The organism is Vibrio sp. V23_P3S9T160 (assembly GCF_963886625.1).
In the GTDB taxonomy this organism is placed as follows: domain Bacteria; phylum Pseudomonadota; class Gammaproteobacteria; order Enterobacterales; family Vibrionaceae; genus Vibrio; species Vibrio anguillarum.
On the sequence record NZ_CAWPDB010000023.1, the window covers coordinates 1 to 17,402 of the forward strand.

Sequence of the window (17,402 nt, forward strand, 5' to 3'; positions counted from 1 at the left end):
ATTATAAACTATGATTGAAAGATCTGGATCTTTGATAATGGATTACGGGGCCAATAATGAAGTTACAGCAGTTAAAATATATTGTTGAAGTGGTTAATCACAACCTGAATGTCTCAGCAACTGCGGAAAGCCTTTATACCTCTCAGCCAGGCATTAGTAAACAGGTTCGTTTACTCGAAGATGAATTGGGTATTCAAATTTTTGAGCGTAGCGGTAAGCACCTGACACAAGTCACGGGTGCAGGTGAAGATATTATTCGTATCTCACAAGAGATCCTTTCACGTGTGGAAAGCATTAAGGCCGTGGCAGGGGAGCATACGCACCCTGAGATGGGTACGCTGAATATTTCAACGACTCATACACAAGCTCGCTACGCGTTACCTGATGTAATCAAAGGATTCACTGCGCGTTATCCGAAAGTGTCGCTACACATGCACCAAGGCACTCCAAGTCAGATGTCGGAAGCGGTTGCAAAAGGCACCGCTAATTTTGCGATAGCAACAGAAGCGCTTCATCTGTACCAAGATGCCATCATGCTGCCTTGTTATCACTGGAACCGCTCCATTGTTGTTCCCAAAGATCATGCTCTTGCAAAAAAAGAACGAGTAACGATTGAGGATTTAGCCGCGTATCCATTGGTCACTTACGTGTTTGGTTTTACTGGCCGTTCAGAGTTAGACACTGCATTTAATCGCGTAGGGTTAACGCCGCGAGTTGTCTTCACCGCCACCGATGCGGATGTGATAAAAACTTATGTCCGAATGGGAATTGGGGTGGGTGTTATCGCAAGTATGGCGATAGATAAATCACGCGACACCGATCTTATCGCGATTGATGCCAGCCATCTTTTTGGTGCGAGCACGACTAGCATTGGATTTCGCCGAGGTACATTCCTGCGCTCTTATATGTTTGACTTTATGGAACGTTTCGCGCCTCATCTTACTCGCCCTGTCGTCGAACGGGCTACCTCGTTAAAATCGAATATCGAAATAGAAGAGATGTTTAAAGACATTGAATTGCCAGTTCGTTAAGCAAATTTTGATCATTTAAAACGAAACACTTCCTAATTAAACCATCACCTCCTAGAATTGGCCTTTCTAGGGGGGATGTATGCGCGCGCTTTTCAAACATATCGATGCTTTTTTAATTGAAAATCAACGTTTTTGGCGATTTGAGCCCTTTCATCATAGTGGCTTAGACAGTTCACCTTGGAAACATTCAGACCATAGGTTGGATCAGTGGTTGCAAACGCTATCTTTGGACAGTATCGATAGCTTAAAGTCATCGCCGCAAGCGCTCATTGAGCAACTTCATCCGTATATCGAGGGGTTAAAAGAAGCGGATATCATGATTAGGCTCCAAGATGCCCCTCGTAATACTCAGCAAGCACTCAGCCCTTACTTAGAGCAGGGGATCCCTGGCAGAAAGCTAGAGCAAATTCGTTTAATGAGCGAATCACTCCTCTCTAGGCATTCAGGAACGGAATGGCTAGAGTGGTGCGCGGGTAAAGGCTTTTTAGGTCGAATTATCGCAGCGCAGTCAAAACAAAAAGTCACTAGTTTTGAATATCAGTCGCAGCTCTGTCATGCAGGACAAGCTTGCGCCGATGAACATGATCTTCCGATGCAATTTATTCAAGGGGACGCTTTTGAGCCGCAAGCGTTTGGCGTTTTCAATACCAATCAGCATGCCGTCGCTTTACATGCCTGTGGTGATCTCCATGTTCGCCTACTCGAATATTCCGTTACACATCGCTTGCCTGCGATTACGTTTTCACCATGTTGCTACCATTTAATCAAAGCCGATAGCTACCAACCCATGTCCAGCTACGGTCGTACTTCTTCTCTTGCCTTGTCCAAAGAAGAGCTGCGTATTCCGCTACAAGAAACCGTTACGGGGGGAGAGCGGGTTCGCCGTCATCGTTTGCAAGAAATGACGTTTCGTTTGGGTTTTGATTTGTTGCTAAGATCTGAGCTTGGGCATCATCAATATTGCCCAATTCCGAGCCTCAAAAAATCACAACTAGCCGAAGGGTTTTTAGCTTTTTGTTATTGGGCGGCGGCACAAAAAGGCATCGCATTACCAGAAGTGGATTGGCCTGCTTATGAACGTAAAGGCGAGCAGCGTTTTTGGCAGATGGAAAGGATAGGCTTAGTACAACAGGCATTTCGCCGCATGATTGAGCTTTGGTTGATATTGGATAAGGCACTTTATCTTCAAGAGCAAGGCTATGAGGTGCAGATTGAGCAGTTTTGCGCTAGGAAAGTAACGCCACGCAATATATTGGTTCACGCTTTTAAAAAATGAAAGCCAAGCGCATGACGCACTTGGCTAAGAATTGAGAGCTTTACCGCAAATTGTTATCGTTAGTTAAACAGAGCGATAGCTTCAGATGGGTCAAGATATTCAAGGTTGAAACTCTCGGCGACCTCTTTACAGGTGACTTTACCGTGTATCACGTTTAAACCTTCTAGGAATCCTTTATCCTCTAATAATGCACGTTGATAACCTTTATTGGCCAGTTTAACAATGTAAGGCAACGTAGCGTTATTCAAGGCGAAAGTTGATGTGCGAGCCACAGCGCCTGGCATGTTTGCGACGCAGTAATGAACGACGTCATCAACGATATAGGTCGGGTCATCATGAGTGGTAGCATGTGAGGTTTCAAAGCAGCCGCCTTGGTCAATTGCCACATCAACGACCGCAGAGCCAGGTTTCATTCTAGAAATCAGATCTTTAGTAACGAGTTTAGGAGCTGCTGCTCCGGGGATCAGTACTGCGCCTATTACTAAATCGGCTTCGAGGACGTATTTTTCAATCGCATCCTTTGTTGAATACACGACTTTAGCGTGACCTTGGAACTCTTCATCGAGTTTACGCAGCATATCAACACTTCGGTCGAGAATCGTCACATCAGCACGCATTCCGACGGCAATTCTGGCTGCGTTGGCACCGACTACACCGCCACCAATCACCACCACTTTTGCTGGTGCGACTCCGGGTACACCACCCAGTAACAAACCACAGCCCGCGTGTGATTTTTCTAAACACTGCGCACCTGATTGAATAGACATTCGACCAGCGACTTCAGACATTGGTGCTAATAGTGGCAAGCGACCCATATTATCTGTTACAGTCTCGTAGGCTATACAGACAGCTTTGCTCTTGATTAGCTCCTCAGTTTGTGGAAAATCTGGAGCTAGATGTAAATAGGTAAATAAAATTTGGCCTTCGCGGAGCATTGCTCGTTCAGCAGCCTGAGGTTCTTTGACCTTAACAATCATTTCTGCTTTCGCAAAAATGTTAGAAGCAGTAGGAAGAATGGATGCGCCTACAGCGATGTAATCATCGTCTGAAAAGCCGATGCCGGAACCGGCATTTGTTTCAACATAAACTTGGTGACCGTGTGAGACAAGTTCGCGCACGCTTGCGGGAATCATGCCCACACGATATTCGTGGTTTTTGATTTCTTTAGGAACTCCAATGATCATCCTGACTCCTTAGGTTTTTTTGGTTGTTATAACTATATGTAGGGTTGTTGTTTCGAATTTGTGACTAGTATAGATGTGAATGTGTAAAATTTGATACTGAATATTAAAAAGTTGTAGTATATATTTTTGCAAGGAAGTAATAAGGTGGAATAAAAAATGGCAGACAACTATAAAAGGCCGTCCAAGGATTTAGACCGTATCGATCGCAATATTTTAAATGAATTGCAGAAAGATGGTCGTATTTCGAATGTAGAATTATCAAAACGAGTGGGTTTATCTCCAACCCCCTGTTTAGAGCGTGTACGTCGTTTAGAGCGTCAAGGTTTCATTACCGGCTATACCGCGTTGTTGAATCCACAATATCTTGATGCTTCGCTGTTGGTATTTGTGGAAATTACATTGAATCGCGGCGCACCTGATGTGTTTGAACAGTTTAATACTGCGGTTCAAAAACTGGATGACATTCAAGAATGCCATCTTGTTTCGGGTGATTTTGACTATCTTCTCAAAACTCGAGTCTCTGACATGGGGGCGTATCGTAAATTGTTGGGTGATACGCTATTGCGTTTGCCCGGAGTCAATGACACTCGCACTTATGTTGTGATGGAAGAAGTGAAGCAAAGTAACCAGTTGGTTATCAAAACTCGATAACGCCAGATTGTCTGAATAGTGGTACTTCTTTCCACATTCTGACGTTCGCCAATTGGGTTTTTAACCTTGATGTGGTTAAATCACACAACAAACCGAGCGGCTTTTGCCGCTCGGACTGTTTTCACCCAAACCAACGCATCAAGCCGCAATAAACCTTGAGTGTTGGCGTTAATCAGAATCTAGGTTTATGTTCAAAGAGAACCAAAATAAAGTTGAGACCATTATTAAGACCAGCGAAGAGCCTCAGTCTTCACGCCTCAATGGATCGCAACGTCTGAAAGAGTGCGGGCTTATTGTCGCTGTGCTTGCCTCTGTGCTTCTTTCCATCGCTTTATTAACATTTAGTCCCGCCGATCCTTCATGGTCGCAAACCGCGTGGGGAGGCGATATTGAAAATGCAGGCGGTATTATTGGCGCATGGATTGCCGATACCTTGTTCTTTATTTTTGGATCGCTGGCCTACCCAATACCGCTCATGATTACTGTGCTAGCATGGGTTTTTCTGCGTAAAAGAGAAGAGAATGAACCCCTTGATTTTGTGCTGTGGGGAACGCGTTTACTCGGCTTAACCATCTTGATTTTGACCAGTTGTGGCCTTGCGGATATCAACTTTGATGATATTTGGTATTTTTCATCTGGTGGTGTGATTGGGGATGTCTTAACCAGTTTGGCGCTGCCAACGCTTAATTTACTAGGCTCAACCTTAGTATTGCTCTTTTTATGGGGCGCTGGTTTTACGCTGCTAACGGGTATCTCCTGGCTAAGCATCGTGGAATGGTTAGGCACGATGAGTATTTCTCTTGGCGTTGCGTTGATCAATCGATTACGTGGTGAGAAAGATGAAGATATTGCGCCCGTTTTGTCGCCAATGGAATTGTCGCCGCTTGAATCATCATCCGCAGACTTAGCCGTTGTTGAGTCTAGTTTGCCAAATGAAGAATATGTCAAATCAGCCCTCGATGCGTTTGGGGCCGAGCAATACACGCCTGCGGTAGAGGTTGAAGAAGAGCTGGAACAGACTCACTCGCCAAGACGTTTTAATATTCACATGCCAGCGGCCAAAACTCAGGCTAACACTTCTCCTGAATTCAGTGAAACTCACTCAGATGAAGCGCCATTTGATCGCAGCAAGCAGCTTAGTGCAACGATTGAAGAGTTAGAATCTGTTGCGTTGGAAGAGGATGACCTTGCTCTTTCATCGGCAGACTGGGTAGATGAAAGAGCTAATGAGCATGAAGCATTAGCCAGTGCCGACCTCGATGCCAGTCAAGAAGCTCAGCAATATGCATGGGCAGAGGACGAAGAGGTGAGCGATCCGTCGCTTACGATGACAGAAGTTGATCTTGATGTGTCGCGTGTTGAACCGGTTATTTCCAATTTGGATGTGCTGGATGAAGATGAATCAGATCAAGCGTTGGCTGCTGATCTTGATGTGATGTCAGAAGATGACGAGCCACCGTTAGGCCAGCAAGACAGTGATGTGACGGCTTTTCAGAACATGGTGTCTTCGGCTCAGGCCAATATGGCGGCCAAGCAAAACCCATTTTTAATGCAAAAAGAAACTAACCTGCCTAAACCGACGGAGCCACTACCGACGTTAGAGCTTCTGTATCACCCAGAAAAGCGTGAACACTTTATTGACCGAGAGGCATTAGAGGAGGTTGCTCGTTTGGTTGAATCTAAACTCGCGGATTACAAAATCCAAGCGCAAGTGGTTGATATCTTTCCGGGGCCGGTTATCACTCGTTTTGAATTAGATTTAGCTCCAGGCGTAAAAGTGAGCCGTATTTCTAGCCTATCGATGGATTTGGCGCGTTCTTTATCGGCAATGGCGGTGAGGGTGGTTGAAGTGATCCCCGGTAAACCTTATGTTGGTCTTGAACTGCCAAACATGAGTCGTCAAACCGTCTATTTGTCAGATGTTATAAAAAGCCGTCAATTCCAAGAAGCGAAATCACCCACGACCATCGTTTTAGGGCAAGACATTGCAGGCGAAGCATTGGTCGCGGATTTAGCCAAAATGCCGCACGTGTTGGTGGCTGGTACTACAGGCTCAGGTAAGTCGGTTGGGGTCAACGTGATGATCCTCAGCATGCTGTATAAAGCGAGCCCAGAAGACGTTCGTTTTATTATGATTGACCCGAAAATGTTAGAGTTATCGATCTACGAGGGTATTCCTCACCTGCTAGCTGAAGTTGTGACTGACATGAAAGACGCATCAAATGCTTTACGTTGGTGTGTGGGTGAAATGGAACGTCGTTATAAATTAATGTCTGTGCTTGGTGTGCGTAACATCAAAGGCTTCAATGATAAGCTAAAAATGGCCGCTGCTGCTGGTCACCCTATCCACGATCCTTTGTGGAGAGAAGGGGACAGTATGGAGAGTGAACCGCCGCTGCTGGAAAAACTGCCTTACATTGTCGTTGTTGTTGATGAATTTGCTGATCTGATGATGGTGGTGGGTAAAAAAGTAGAAGAGTTGATCGCGCGTTTGGCACAAAAGGCTCGTGCTGCGGGTATTCACCTTATTTTGGCCACTCAGCGCCCATCGGTTGATGTGATCACCGGTTTAATCAAAGCGAATATTCCGACCCGCGTTGCGTTTACCGTTTCGACTAAAACCGACTCAAGAACTATTTTGGACCAAAGTGGTGCGGAATCACTGCTCGGTATGGGCGATATGCTCTATCTACCACCGGGTTCTAGCCACACGATCCGGGTTCACGGTGCGTTTGCCTCGGATGAAGATGTGCATGCGGTGGTAAACAACTGGAAAGCACGCGGTAAGCCGAACTACATAGAAGAGATCACTTATGGTGACCAAGGACCAGAAGCCTTGCTACCCGGTGAGAAGATGGAAAATGATGAAGAAGTGGATCCGCTATTTGATCAAGTGGTTGAACATGTAGTGGAAACGCGTCGAGGTTCCGTTTCAGGAGTGCAACGCCGATTTAAAATCGGTTACAACCGCGCTGCAAGAATTGTAGAGCAGTTGGAAGCACAAGGTATTGTGAGCGCTCCCGGCCATAATGGTAATCGCGAAGTACTATCGCCAGCGCCGCCGCGAGATTAATCACGGTCATTGTAGGCAACACAAACAAAACAGCGCCACCCATGATGCCATGAGCGGCGCTGTTTCAATTTAGCTAGCATAAACTCTCGCCAGCTTTGCTAACGGCTATTTTTCTTGCATCAGCCCCATCAGTGCTTGTTGCGTGTCAGATATTTGCTGCTGCGCGGATGGTGTGCTGCCAATTCCCAATTGTTGTTTAGCTTCATCTTCAGAGAGACCTAAGTGGCAACACAGTAAATCGATCGCCATTTGATAGTTGCTCGTTTCAGCCATGATGCTGTCCTTTGTCAGTCGAAAATGTCTGTTGCCCATGCAATGTAGTCACTTTAGCTGGGACTCTCAATACGACCAAAGTCTTATGCGTTCAATTGCCCATCACGTACTGTAAGGGTAGGTTAACCATCTTGCTGTCCAGCAACAGATTTTAGAAAACTCGGTGTCAGACATTAAATGTTTCAATTTATCGCTTAACCTTGTTTTTCAAATCTTAGACTATATGTATATGAAAAATTGTGTAGGTTCATGCTAGCGTCGCTTGCAGCCTACACTCATAATAAGCTTTTCATTCGGAGATAAGTAATGAAGCGAGTCATGTTATTTCTAGCAACCAACCTTGCGGTGGTTCTGGTTCTTAGCCTTGTATTAAATATTGTTTATGCTGTGACGGGGATGCAGCCGGGCAGTTTATCTGGCTTGCTCGTCATGGCCGCGTTGTTTGGTTTTGGCGGCTCATTTATTTCATTATTGATGTCAAAGAGCATGGCTCTGCGCTCGGTAGGTGGAATGGTGATTGAAAGTCCACGTAACGAAACTGAGCATTGGTTATTGCAAACTGTGAGTCGTCAAGCTCAGCAGGCGGGCATTGGCATGCCAACGGTGGCAATTTATGATTCACCGGACATCAACGCTTTTGCAACCGGCGCTAAACGTGATGATTCTCTCGTCGCTGTTTCAACGGGGCTATTGCACAGCATGACGCGTGACGAGGCCGAAGCGGTATTGGCGCATGAAGTGAGCCACATTGCCAATGGCGATATGGTCACGATGACTTTAATGCAAGGAGTGGTTAACACCTTCGTTATTTTCTTATCGCGCTTTATCGCAAACATCGTGTCGTCTCGTGATTCAGAAGAGGGGGGCGGTAGCAATATGATGGTTTACTTTGGCATCTCTATGGTGTTGGAATTGGTATTTGGCTTCCTCGCGAGCTTTATTACGATGTGGTATAGCCGTCATCGCGAATTCCACGCCGACGCAGGTGCAGCAAAGCTTGTGGGTAAACACAAGATGATTGCGGCGTTAGAGCGTTTAAAAATGGGGCAAGAATCTCAATTGGAAGGTTCCATGATGGCTTTTGGTATCAACGGTAAACGTTCAATGACGGAATTATTGATGAGTCACCCACCGCTTGATAAACGCATCGCCGCTTTGCGCAATAGTTAATCTAAGCTAACTAAAAAAGAGAAGGCCAGCGAATTACGCTGGCCTTTTTGATCGTCGTAACTATTGGAATTTTAGTCTTTATTTTCTTTTTTGATCTTAATTCCTTGCAACCACGTATGCATTGAAAAGATACAAAGTTATACAAGAAATATTTTGTATAACTAAGTGACTTGTACTATTTTGTACATGTGAAGTTTTTGTATAACTTATGGAAACGTACAATGGATGTCGAATCGGTTGCTCAAGTTTATCGTCAACTCAACAAAGAGAACTTGCCTTTATTACGTCAGGTTTATCACGACAATGTCCTTTTTGAGGATGCCGCTCATCGAATAGAAGGTTGGCGTGCGCTATCGGATTATTTTGCTCGTTTGTATCAGAACGTAGAGCGTTGTGATTTTACCATACATGATCACCAGCAAGTCGGTGATTGCGGCTTTCTCACATGGACTATGTCTTTGCAGCATCCTCGGCTAGCTCGTGGAAAACGTATACAAGTGCAAGGGATGAGCCATCTCAAGTTTCAAGACAACCAAGTCATTTATCACCGTGATTACTTCGACTTGGGAGAAATGCTCTATGAACACATTCCGCTGCTGGGAAGTGTTATTCGTTCGATCAAACAGAGGCTAGGGCAATGAAGAGTGTACTTATCACAGGAGCCACTTCTGGTATTGGTTATCAGCTAGCTGTTGATTATGCAAAAACGGGTTGGCAAGTTATTGCTTGTGGACGTAACCAAGCCAAGCTTAATCAAATGCATCAAGAGTATCTGCAGATCCAAGGCATTGCGTTTGATATTACCGATTTTGAGCAAACGAAATCGGCTTTATCGCAACTGCCTTTTACTCCTTCACTGTGGATCCTCAACGCTGGCGATTGCGAATACATCGATCATGGTCAAATGGATTCACTCCGGTTTAAGCGTGTGTTTGACGTAAACGTTTTGGGTTTAGCTCATTGCATTGAGGCGATACAGCATCACTTTGTTGCTAACCACCGTGTGGCGATCGTTGGTTCCATCGCCAGTGAAATCGCGCTGCCAAGAGCAGAAGCCTATGGCGCTTCTAAAGCGGCGGTTAGCTACTTAGCACGCTCGCTCATTCAAGATTGGCGAGCGCAAGGTGTTGCTGTGACGATGATCTATCCTGGGTTCGTTGCCACGCCTTTGACTGATAAAAATAGTTTTTCGATGCCAATGATGGTCAGTGCCGAGTATGCATCGCAGGCGATTCGCCGTGGGTTGGAAAAAGGCAAAACCACCCTCTATTTTCCGGCCCGTTTTACGAGCTTATTACGTTTGATTGGCAGCTTACCTTACGCATGGCAAGGCAAATTGGTTGCGGCATTACTTAAATAACGAGCTGTTTTGTAATTAAAGGAATTGAGTATGAAAATCGCCATTATTGGTAGCGGTATTTCCGGTTTAACATGCGGTTATTATTTGCATAAACATCATGATGTTACCGTGTTTGAAGCCAATCATTACATTGGTGGGCATACCGCCACCGTCGATATTGAGCTCGATGGTCAAAATCACGCGGTTGATACTGGTTTTATCGTGTACAACGACCGGACCTACCCAAATTTCATCGCAATGATGAATGAAATTGGCGTAAAAGGCATTCCGACTCAAATGAGCTTCAGTGTGCGTAATGATGCGAATGGGCTGGAATATAACGGTCATACAGCAACTACGCTGTTTGCACAAAAGCGTAACTGGTTAAACCCTGTCTTTTATCGCTTTATTTTTGAAATCATTCGCTTCAATCGGTTAGCGAAACAGCAAGCAGAACAAGCGCATCAATTAATGCAAACCTTAGGTGATTTCTTATTTGAGCACCAATTTTCTGACTATTTTTGTGAAAATTATATTTTACCGATGGGAGCTGCGATTTGGTCATCTTCCTTGGCTGATATGCGGGTTTTTCCGTTAAGTTTCTTTTTGCGTTTCTTCCTCAACCATGGCCTGCTAGACATCACTAACCGACCACAATGGTATGTGGTTGAAGGCGGATCGCGTGCGTACATCGAACCCTTGACGCAAGGTTTTAAAGATAAGATTCATCTTGATAGCCCAGTTACACAAGTCAAACGCAGCTCGGCGGGTGTCGAGCTCGTTGTTAATGGGCAATCACACCACTTTGATCATGTAATTTTTGCATGTCACAGCGATCAGGCATTAGGTATGTTAGAGCAAGCGACAGAGGCTGAGCAAGAGGTGCTCGGCGTAATGCACTATCAAGCCAATGAAGTCACTTTACATACCGACACATCACTGCTGCCTAAGCGAAAAGCTGCTTGGGCAGCTTGGAACTATTGGCTTGATGGCAGCCCAGATCAAGAATCGCGTTTACCAGCGCTGACCTACAATATGAATATCTTGCAGCATATTAAAGGCGCTCATACTTTTTGTGTATCGCTCAACAGCGGTGACCGCATTGCTGATGAGAAAGTGTTACGACAGTTTACTTATCACCACCCGGTATTTACCACGCAATCTATCGCGGCTCAGCAACGCAAGCCTGAAGTCAACGGTGTGAATAACACTTGGTACTGTGGCGCTTATTGGCGCAATGGTTTTCATGAAGATGGCGTGACCAGTGCGCTGGATGTGGTGACACAGCTTGAAGCGCAAGCGCAGCAGTTAAAAGGCGCGGCGTGATGGAGACTGAGCCCAACAGTTGTTTGATGGTTGGCATGGTACGTCATCGACGCTTTGCACCGATTGAACATGCGCTCAATTATCCATTGTTTATGCCGTGTATTGATCTCGATGAACTGGAGCAACTGAGTGATTCAGTTTGGGGGTTTGGCGAAAAATGGTGGCACTGGGCGCGTTTTCAGAGAGCCGATTATCTTGGTGAAGGGGATTTAAAACAGTGCATACAAGATAAAGTTCATGAGCTGACGGGCGACCGCTGCTCTGGAAAGGTGATGGCAGTATGTCACCTTCGTTATTTAGGAATCTATTTCAGCCCGGTTAATTTCTATTATCTTTATGATCAACAAGGTGAATGGCAATATTTGTTGGCCGAAGTGAGTAATACACCTTGGAATCAACGGCACTACTACGCGGTGAAAGCACAAGCGGGAGAAGAGCAGCAACAGTGGCGTCATCAAAAGGCGTTTCATGTTTCTCCCTTCAATCCTATTGATCAGCAATATCATTGGAAGTTGAAGCCACTTGGTTCGTCATTGAGTGTGCATTTGGAATGTCACAAAGAAGGTAAAGTTTTCGATGCGACTTTATCGATGAAGGCACAACCATTTAATTCAAAAAATTTACTCAAATTATTGATCAAAACACCCGTGATGGCCGTAAAAGTGACAATCGGTATTTACTGGCATGCTTTAAAGCTGTGGCTTAAAGGAGCACCTTTCTACTCCAACCCACATTCATAAATACGCAAGATCTACACAGAGACAGTGTCTAAATAACAATAACAAGGAGAAGGCTCAATGCTTAATTCACAAACTCTCGCGTTGCCCAAGCAACTAACAGGGTTGCAAAAGAGTGCAAGAAGCTTCATTTTTCGCTGTCTACAGCGTTTAGACGTCGGCACTTTAACCATCATTGAAACATTTTCCAATGAAGGCGCGTCCAGTCAGGAGACTTTTGGCGTACTTAAAGAGCATCAACCCCATGCAACTATTGAAATACATCACCCTCATTTTTATGCTCGTTTATTAAAAGGGGGTAGTATTGCAGCGGGTGAAGCTTACATGGATGGTTGGTGGGATAGTCCGAATTTGACCAGCCTAATGGAACTGATGGCTCGTAATGTCAGTGCATTAGATGGCATTGAAGCTCGCAGTAGTGTGTTGACCAAACTTTTTTATAAAGTCAGCCATTGGCTCAACCGAAATTCAATCGATAAAGCCAAAGAGAATATTCATGCCCACTACGATCTAGGCAATGATCTCTACCACACCTTTTTAGACAGTAATATGCTCTATTCCAGCGCTTTGTTTCTGCATCCGGATGAAACGTTAGAGCAGGCGCAAATCAATAAAATGGAACGTTTGTGCCAGCAGTTGCAACTCAAAGCAAGCGACCACGTGATTGAGATTGGCACCGGTTGGGGTGCGATGGCGATTTACATGGCCAAAACTTACGGTTGTCAGGTCACGACGACGACTATTTCTGAAGAGCAGCATTACTACACCGCGCAGCAAATAGAGCGGCAGGGGCTGGAGAGTCAAATCACCTTGCTTAAGCAAGATTACCGCCTGCTACAAGGTCAGTACGATAAATTAGTCTCGATAGAGATGATCGAAGCGGTCGGTAAAGAGTACCTCGCCTCTTATATTGAAAAGTGCCAGTCACTACTAAAACCCAATGGTTTGATGGCGATTCAAGCCATTACCATTGCTGATCAACGTTATGATTATTACAGCAATAATGTCGATTTCATTCAGAAATACATTTTCCCCGGCGGTTTTTTACCCTCAATTACTGCATTGACAACGGCGGCGACACAGCACAGTGATTTAGTGGTTCGCAACCTGTTTGATCTTGGTCCTGACTATGCGAATACGCTTGCTCATTGGCGTCACCGTTTTGAGCTTGCAAAACATCAGGTTTCACAACTTGGGTATGATGAGCGATTCACGCGTATGTGGCGTTACTATTTCTGCTACTGCGAGGGTGGATTTTTAGCAAAATCCATCAGCACTGTACATATGACTTTGCAAAGACCGATGTAATGAAAACGCTGTTTGCTGTCTCTCTTTGGTTTCAAGCGATCTGGTTTGTTGCTGTGTTGGGGACAGAACGTTTGCAGTGGTTGGCATTGGCCATGATGTTAGCCGCATTGATGTTTTCCTTGCGGCACTTTTCCTATCCTTTGGAAAGAGTGATTGCGTTAACTATGGTGGGTATTGTTATCGATGCCCTTAATCAGTATTTCGGACTATTCCGCTTTGCTACCAATGATTTTCCCATTTGGTTAATGGTGTTGTGGGGCGCTTTTTCTTGGTATGCCGCTCATTTAGTGGTGCTGATGAAACGTTATCCATCCAAACTCATTTGTTTGATGGTCGGCGTGTTAGGCAGTTTAAGTTATTGGGCGGCAGAACGTTTAGGCGCTGTACATTTTGATTGGCCATTGGGTTTGACTATGGGCATCTTGTGGCTGCAGTGGATGATGATCGGTGCATTAATACTTAGGGTATTTAGCGATGATGTTAGCAAAGAGAAATAGGCTAAGAAAATTCAACCTGTTACTGATAGTGATTGCCTTTCACAGCTTTGTGAATAACGCTTTTGCGGCGGTGGCAGACGATAAACTGACCGAATGGCAAACTTGGCCAGTGATTGGCCAAGCAAATTTAAGCTGGTTATGGCTAGATATTTATTCCTCGCAGCTTCGTACCCCATCAGGGCAGTACGAGCAAGGAAGCGATTTATCGCCCCATCCCTTGGCGCTTGAAATTGAATATCAGCGCGACATCAGTAGTAAACAGCTGGTGGAATCGACCGCAGAGCAGTGGCAAAAACTCAAATTAACCGAGCAACAAATTGCACCGTGGCTGGTGCACCTATCGTCCATTTTCCCCAGCGTTACTGAGGGCGATCGCTTGATTTACACCTCTGATGGGCAGCAGGGCGCTTTTATTTTTCATCCTAAGAACGGTGTTCAAGCGCAGGTTGGTACAGTAGTTGATGAAGCGTTAAATGACGCCTTTCTCGCGATATGGCTGTCGCCACAGACGCAATACCCACACTTACGCAAACAATTGATAGGAATGCAACCATGAAAGCGATAGCCAGACGCAGTTATCTGTTACTTTTACTTTGGTTAGTGGGGTGCAGCGCTGATCTCACTCAATACCAATCCACGCAACCTAAGTTTGATCTATTTGAATACTTCTCTGGTCGAACGTTAGCATGGGGGATGGTGCAAGATTATACGGGGATGCAAACGCGTCGTTTCGAGGTTGCCATCGACGGAATAGTTGAGGGGAATAAACTCACTTTGGTTGAAGACTTCAATTTTGATGATGGTGAAAAAAGCCAAAGAGTATGGGTGATTGAACGTTTTGCTGATGGAAAATATATCGGCCAAGCGGATGATGTATTAGGCCAAGCCCAAGGGGAAGAAGTGGGTAACGCTTTGCGTTGGCAATATGATTTTTCCTTACCTTATGGTGATTCTACGCTAACCGTTACCTTTGACGACTGGCTTTATCGGCAAGATGAAAAGCGGGTGTTTAACCTGACTAAAATTAAAAAATTTGGTATCGAGGTCGGTAAACTAACGCTGTTCTTTGAAAAACAATAAGGCTCCTTTCGGAGCCTTATTGTGCTGATCATATGGCTTTGGAATTATCGCTGTTCTGCGCGTGGCGCTCTTGGTTTAGAGGTTTGAGCAAACGGTTTGCCTTTACTTGTCGGGCGAGAGTGTGCAGGTTTAGATGCACCGCCTTGGTTTTTCTTACCGTTGTCTGTCGCGCTGCTAGCGCGTGATTTGCTTGGTGAAGTAGCGCTCTCTTTACGCGGGTTAAGAGCATCAAAGCCCGGCTGAGTTTTGGTGTGTTTGGTCGCAAAACGGTTCGCTCCGTGACGGCCAGATTTACGACGCTGCGCAGGCGTGAGTGCATCGACATCATTCGCAGGCACTAAGCAGTTAGGTTTATCACCAATCAAATGCTTTTTACCCATGTTGATCAAGGCTTCACGGATAATCGGCCAGTTTAATGGGTCATGATAGCGTAACAGCGCTTTGTGCAGCCTGCGTTGACGCTCTCCCTTCGCGACAGTCACTTCTTCACGTTTTTTGTATTTCACCCGTTTGAGCGGGTTAGTCTCTGAGTAATACATCGCGGTTGCATTACACATTGGCGATGGATAGAAGTTCTGCACCTGATCACACTCAAAATTGTTTGATTTTAGCCACAGTGCCAAATTGAGCATATCTTCATCTTCCGTACCGGGATGCGCGGAAATAAAGTACGGGATGAGGTACTGTTTCTTACCTGCTTCAGCGCTGTACTTCTCAAACATCTCTTTGAAGCGATTATAGGTGCCCATGCCCGGTTTCATCATCAGATCGAGCGGATTCTTCTCGGTATGTTCTGGGGCGATCTTGAGATAGCCTCCTACGTGATGCGTGACCAATTCACGTACATATTCAGGAGATTCAATCGCCAAGTCATAACGCACACCAGAGGCGATCATCACTTTTTTAATGCCTTTGACTTTGCGCGCTTCACGATAGAGATCAATCGTATGTTTGTGGTCGGTATTGAGCTTATGGCAAATTCCGGGGAAAACACACGATGGGCGGCGGCAGTTCATCTCAGCTTTAGGATCACTACAACCTAAACGGTACATGTTCGCCGTTGGCCCACCCAAATCCGAAATGGTTCCAGTAAAGCCGGGAACTTTATCGCGGATCTCTTCCATCTCATTCAAAATCGACTCTTTTGAACGGTTTTGGATAATGCGCCCTTCATGTTCGGTAATCGAGCAGAATGAACAACCACCAAAGCAGCCGCGCATGATATTAACTGAGGTTTTGATCATGTCATAAGCAGGAATTTTACTTTTGCCATACATAGGGTGAGGCACGCGTGCGTAGCTCAGGCCAAACACGTAATCCATCTCTTCTGTGGTGAGTGGGATCGGGGCTTGGTTGACCCACAACTCACGGTCGCCATGGCGCTGGATCAGCGCCCGGCCAGAGTAGGGGTTGGTTTCTAAATGCAGTACACGGCTTGCATGCGCGTATAAAATCCGGTCATTATTGAGCTTTTCAAAAGCAGGCAAACGAACCGCTGTTGTTGCGGCATCATGGCGAGAAGGACGAATGGTGATTGGCTTTGCTTCGGCTTCTTTTTCTTGATTAGTTTCACACTGCGTTTCCACCGCGTAAGGGTTCACAGGAACAAACGCTTTACCCGGTTTCTCAATGCGTGATGAGTCAATGATGGTGTAATGCTCAGGCTCAGCGGCCAGGTTCACGGCCGTGCCGCGAATATTGGTCATATCAGCGATGTTATCGCCATTGGCTAAGCGGTGCGCTACTTCAACCAATGCGCGCTCTGCGTTACCAAACAGCAGTATGTCGGCTTTGGCATCAAACAGCACAGAACGGCGCACTTTGTCTGACCAATAATCATAATGGGCAACGCGGCGCAAACTTGCTTCAATACCACCGAGTACCAGTGGCACATCTTTATAAGCCTCACGACAACGCTGCGAATAGACAAGTGTGGCGCGATCTGGACGTTTGCCACCTTCATTATTGGGCGTATAGGCATCATCATGACGCAATTTTTTGTCAGAGGTGTAGCGGTTGATCATCGAATCCATATTTCCGGCCGTGATGCCAAAAAACAGGTTAGGTTTTCCCAGCGCCATGAAAGCGTCTTTATTTTGCCATTGCGGCTGGGCAATGATCCCAACGCGAAAGCCTTGCGCTTCGAGTAAACGGCCAATGATCGCCATACCAAAACTGGGGTGATCGACATAAGCGTCACCCGTGACGATCACGATGTCACAGCTGTCCCATCCTAGGGCATCCATCTCCTTTTTACTGGTTGGCAGGAAAGGTGCGATTCCAAAGCACTCTGCCCAGTATTTTTTATATTGATGAATAGGAGTGACGTTGCTGTGCATATTTTGACCTCTGATTAATGAGCCGCGCATTATAACGACTTGCACTGGTAGTATCTAGCGGAACATTGGCTTTGCGTTCTATTTATAAAGAAAATTATTAATAAAGTGAGTGGTAAGT

General features: G+C 45.5%; 16 protein-coding genes. 13 read left to right on the forward strand and 3 right to left on the reverse strand.

Features of this window, described 5'->3' with window-relative positions; genetic code table 11:
• The first annotated feature begins 56 nt into the window (after positions 1-56).
• Together cysB and AACU59_RS01560 are read left to right on the forward strand one after the other, a co-directional pair.
• A complete protein-coding gene (gene cysB, locus AACU59_RS01555; protein ID WP_010317444.1) occupies positions 57-1,031 on the forward strand; it encodes an HTH-type transcriptional regulator CysB in 975 nt (324 codons plus the stop codon).
• A gap of 79 nt (positions 1,032-1,110) precedes the next feature.
• The gene (locus AACU59_RS01560) at positions 1,111-2,307 is read left to right on the forward strand and encodes a methyltransferase (protein ID WP_094144790.1); all 1,197 of its coding nucleotides are present in this window, start codon (positions 1,111-1,113) and stop codon (positions 2,305-2,307) included.
• A gap of 59 nt (positions 2,308-2,366) precedes the next feature.
• On the opposite strand, the gene ald is transcribed toward AACU59_RS01560, so the two are convergent.
• Entirely contained in the window at positions 2,367-3,491 is a 1,125-nt protein-coding gene (gene ald, locus AACU59_RS01565) for an alanine dehydrogenase (RefSeq protein ID WP_017041996.1), read from the reverse strand.
• A 156-nt stretch (positions 3,492-3,647) separates the two neighbouring features.
• On the opposite strand from ald, the gene lrp reads away from it, so the two are divergent.
• Together lrp and AACU59_RS01575 are read left to right on the forward strand one after the other, a co-directional pair.
• Positions 3,648-4,142: a leucine-responsive transcriptional regulator Lrp gene (gene lrp / locus AACU59_RS01570; RefSeq protein ID WP_010317439.1), complete on the forward strand. Its 495-nt coding sequence runs from the start codon at positions 3,648-3,650 to the stop codon at positions 4,140-4,142.
• Between the two features lie 187 nt (positions 4,143-4,329).
• Positions 4,330-7,215: a DNA translocase FtsK gene (locus AACU59_RS01575; protein WP_094145558.1), complete on the forward strand. Its 2,886-nt coding sequence runs from the start codon at positions 4,330-4,332 to the stop codon at positions 7,213-7,215.
• A 105-nt stretch (positions 7,216-7,320) separates the two neighbouring features.
• Here AACU59_RS01575 and AACU59_RS01580 read toward each other — a convergent pair whose 3' ends face one another.
• Positions 7,321-7,488 (reverse strand): hypothetical protein, encoded by a 168-nt coding sequence (locus AACU59_RS01580; protein ID WP_017041998.1) that lies wholly within the window; start codon positions 7,486-7,488, stop codon positions 7,321-7,323.
• Positions 7,489-7,794: 306 nt separating this feature from the next.
• On the opposite strand from AACU59_RS01580, the gene htpX reads away from it, so the two are divergent.
• The 9 genes from htpX to AACU59_RS01625 all read left to right on the forward strand — a co-directional run bounded on the left by htpX (position 7,795) and on the right by AACU59_RS01625 (position 14,945).
• Positions 7,795-8,658: a protease HtpX gene (gene htpX / locus AACU59_RS01585; protein ID WP_017044602.1), complete on the forward strand. Its 864-nt coding sequence runs from the start codon at positions 7,795-7,797 to the stop codon at positions 8,656-8,658.
• A gap of 221 nt (positions 8,659-8,879) precedes the next feature.
• Positions 8,880-9,299: a nuclear transport factor 2 family protein gene (locus tag AACU59_RS01590; RefSeq protein ID WP_176428580.1), complete on the forward strand. Its 420-nt coding sequence runs from the start codon at positions 8,880-8,882 to the stop codon at positions 9,297-9,299.
• Positions 9,296-10,018, forward strand: a complete 723-nt coding sequence (locus AACU59_RS01595) for an SDR family NAD(P)-dependent oxidoreductase (protein WP_094144220.1) — start codon at positions 9,296-9,298, stop codon at positions 10,016-10,018. The genes AACU59_RS01590 and AACU59_RS01595 overlap by 4 nt, the downstream gene beginning before the upstream one ends.
• A gap of 30 nt (positions 10,019-10,048) precedes the next feature.
• Positions 10,049-11,323 (forward strand): NAD(P)/FAD-dependent oxidoreductase, encoded by a 1,275-nt coding sequence (locus tag AACU59_RS01600; RefSeq protein WP_094144219.1) that lies wholly within the window; start codon positions 10,049-10,051, stop codon positions 11,321-11,323.
• On the forward strand, positions 11,323-12,063 hold the full coding sequence (locus AACU59_RS01605) for a DUF1365 domain-containing protein (protein WP_094125210.1): 741 nt from the start codon (positions 11,323-11,325) through the stop codon (positions 12,061-12,063). The genes AACU59_RS01600 and AACU59_RS01605 overlap by 1 nt, the downstream gene beginning before the upstream one ends.
• Positions 12,064-12,120: 57 nt before the next feature.
• Positions 12,121-13,368, forward strand: coding sequence for an SAM-dependent methyltransferase (locus AACU59_RS01610; RefSeq protein WP_088732191.1), 1,248 nt, complete (start codon positions 12,121-12,123; stop codon positions 13,366-13,368).
• Positions 13,368-13,865, forward strand: a complete 498-nt coding sequence (locus tag AACU59_RS01615) for a DUF2878 domain-containing protein (RefSeq protein WP_094125209.1) — start codon at positions 13,368-13,370, stop codon at positions 13,863-13,865. The genes AACU59_RS01610 and AACU59_RS01615 overlap by 1 nt, the downstream gene beginning before the upstream one ends.
• Complete coding sequence (locus AACU59_RS01620) at positions 13,843-14,421, forward strand: chalcone isomerase family protein (RefSeq protein ID WP_094125208.1); 579 nt, start codon at positions 13,843-13,845, stop codon at positions 14,419-14,421. Before AACU59_RS01615 ends, AACU59_RS01620 begins: the two co-directional genes overlap by 23 nt.
• Entirely contained in the window at positions 14,418-14,945 is a 528-nt protein-coding gene (locus tag AACU59_RS01625; RefSeq protein ID WP_094125207.1) for a DUF3833 domain-containing protein, read from the forward strand. Before AACU59_RS01620 ends, AACU59_RS01625 begins: the two co-directional genes overlap by 4 nt.
• Positions 14,946-14,989: 44 nt before the next feature.
• Here the strand turns inward: AACU59_RS01625 and AACU59_RS01630 are convergent, their stop codons facing one another.
• Entirely contained in the window at positions 14,990-17,284 is a 2,295-nt protein-coding gene (locus tag AACU59_RS01630; protein ID WP_161437529.1) for a YgiQ family radical SAM protein, read from the reverse strand.
• Between the last annotated feature and the right edge of the window lie 118 nt (positions 17,285-17,402).